General features: G+C 64.9%; 2 protein-coding genes. Both read right to left on the reverse strand.

The window, feature by feature from the left end:
* Positions 1-36: 36 nt before the first annotated feature.
* Positions 37-276 carry a hypothetical protein gene (locus GFD18_RS10900; RefSeq protein WP_163200611.1) on the reverse strand — a complete coding sequence of 80 codons (240 nt, stop codon included), beginning with the start codon at positions 274-276 and terminating at the stop codon, positions 37-39.
* Positions 277-338: 62 nt separating this feature from the next.
* Entirely contained in the window at positions 339-1,499 is a 1,161-nt protein-coding gene (locus GFD18_RS10905) for an IS1249 family transposase (RefSeq protein WP_163200612.1), read from the reverse strand.
* Positions 1,500-1,617 lie beyond the last annotated feature (118 nt).

Consider the following 1,617-nt stretch of genomic DNA (forward strand, 5'->3'; position numbering starts at 1 on the left):
GGGCTATAGGAACTTTTGTGGTGTTTTAGGTTTGTCTTATCTCCGTTCTGAGTGACGGCCACGTCCTGCCCTTGCATGGCGTTTGTTCCTGTGACGGGTACTGTGGCGGGCGGGGTGCTTGTCTATCTCAGGGAGCCGGAAGGCAAACAGCAGCAGTTCCGCAACAGCGGCGACGAGTGGCAGCCAGTGTCCGCCGGTGGTGCCGTTGCCGAATGCCTCGGCAAGATTGGATGAGATCTGGACGAGCTGCAATAGCGTTTCGATAATTTGCGTCATGCCGGCGTCTATGCGTCCAGCGCGCGTGGCGCCGGCTCAGAAATACGTGGAAGCCGCGATGGTCAGCAGTCGAATCGCCGCCCGACGCGGGTGTGGAACTCGTCCCAGCTGATGCCGGTGCCGTATCCCGGTGCGCCGTCGCCGTCGTCCTCTTCGGCCGGTGATGGTCGTGCCGGTTTCCAGTGCTCGGGCCGGATCAGTGATGCGGGGTCCGGGGATCCGCTTTTCATGTAGCACACCCATTCGCAGGCGCGTCTCATATGCTCCTCGGGCAGACCGTGGTGGTCGAGGAGCACGTGCTTGAGCGGCGAGTTGACGCCGCCCTCAAGACGGTTCGTGGTGCGCGCCACCGGGCCGCCGGCCGTGAGCTCGGGGTCGAGGAACGCGAACAGCCTGCCCTCGCGGAACAGTTTCTCCAACCGCCGGTAGCAGCGTCTGACCTCCTGGTGGGTCCACCACCACTCCTGACGCGTGGCCTTCGGGTTCGTCGGATCGTCCTTCGCGAAGGTACGTTCGCTGACGAAATCACCCCACCTGAGATGCCATGCGTTGAGCGCCTCGCCCCATCGGGCCGCCTGCTCGGCGTCATGGACCTTGGTGAGCCGGTCGGAGAGTTTCTTGAGTTCCCTGCCGGCCTGAAGCCTGGGCCTGGCGGTCAGGTCGGCCCTCGTGTTGCGCTGCACGTGCACCAGACAGCGCTGGATCCGCGTGGACGGCCACGCGGCGTTGCAGGCGGTCTCGGCGCCGCGCAGTCCGTCGGTGATCAGCACGTCGGGCGCGGGGATGCGGGAGAACAGCGCCGTGTACGCGGCCTTCGACTCGTGCGCGCACCACTGGAAACCCAGCACCTCGCCGCTCTCGCCGTCGACCGCGACGATCAGGCACCAGTCGTGGTTTATGTACGTGCCGTCCGCCATCACCGTGTGATGCCTGACGGCCGGCGGCGGGATGACGGGCCGCACGTTCCAGCACCACGCGGTCCGCTTGCGCAGCGCCCTCGCGTCGCCGTTCGCGTCGCACTCGGACTGGGACGCGCGGCCGAGCAGCCAGCCGAGGAACGCGTCGAGCTGCCTGCCGCGCGCGGCCCTCTCCTGCGGCATGGTCGAGCTCAGCGAGCAAACCGTGCACTTCCAACGTTGGGTCCCTTTCGTGGTCCGACCGTTCTTCCTCATCGGCCGGCCGCACACCGGACACCTCTTCGCCTTGCTGGATCTCGTTCTCATGGACCCAGCCCACCAGAGGAACGCCACTATTTTCCCATCAGGGAAAATAACACCACAACACGCCTACTCCCGCAAGGACAAACCCCGGTTATAAACACCACAAAAATTCCTATAGGCC

Source organism: Bifidobacterium saimiriisciurei (assembly GCF_010667655.1).
In the GTDB taxonomy this organism is placed as follows: domain Bacteria; phylum Actinomycetota; class Actinomycetes; order Actinomycetales; family Bifidobacteriaceae; genus Galliscardovia; species Galliscardovia saimiriisciurei.